We start from the raw sequence: 625 nt of genomic DNA, 5'->3' as shown, positions 1-625 counted from the left end.
AAACGTTGTGCGTCATTTGACCAAATATTACGCAAACAAAAGAAACTAAATTATGGGAACTTGGGGAATAACCGCTTTTGAAGATGATACAGCATTAGAATTTTATGATGAATTTTGTGAATCAAATCAAAGTGTTGATGAATTACAAAAAGGAATTGAATTAGTCCTTTCAAATAAATACAATATGGATGAAATGGATTCATTGACCGAGGGATTTGATGAACCTGTAAGAGCTTTAGTCTATGCTGAAATCATAGCAAAGGCTATGGGAAAACCTTCTGAAAAATATCCTGACAATGAATATCATAGTGATATGGAAATCAAAGAAATAGAATTTGATTCTATTGTGGATAAATTATCAGACAACTTAAAAGAAAAAGCTATCAATGCTGTCCAGAAAATAAAAGTTGACCAAAATATGCACTTGAATGTTCTTTGGTTGGAATCTGACTCATATGATGAATGGAAGAAATATCTGGATGGATTAATTGTTAGACTGAATTAAAAAAACGAACGCACAACAATGGCTATAAGTAATTGCTTGTTCTGCCTACTTCTGAAAATCCTCGCAGATTTTCAGTTTGGTGTGTACTTGCAAAGTTGAGTGCTAAACCACGCAACTACT

At 32.8% G+C, this 625-nt stretch carries 1 protein-coding gene; it reads left to right on the top strand.

Going from position 1 to position 625, the window contains the following annotated elements; all coding sequences use genetic code 11:
* Positions 1-52 precede the first annotated feature (52 nt).
* Positions 53-505 (top strand): DUF4259 domain-containing protein, encoded by a 453-nt coding sequence (locus Q0772_RS16225; protein WP_298347013.1) that lies wholly within the window; start codon positions 53-55, stop codon positions 503-505.
* Positions 506-625: the final 120 nt, after the last annotated feature.

Source organism: uncultured Algibacter sp. (assembly GCF_947490405.1).
In the GTDB taxonomy this organism is placed as follows: Bacteria; Bacteroidota; Bacteroidia; order Flavobacteriales; family Flavobacteriaceae; genus Algibacter_B.
The sequence above is the reverse complement of the archived record's forward strand: the minus strand, read 5'-3'. Positions and strand labels throughout refer to the sequence as shown.

Coding starts and splice junctions, on each gene's coding strand:
- Q0772_RS16225 (WP_298347013.1), top strand. CDS start 53: ATGGGAACTTGGGGAATAACCGCTTTTGAAGATGATACAGCATTAGAA.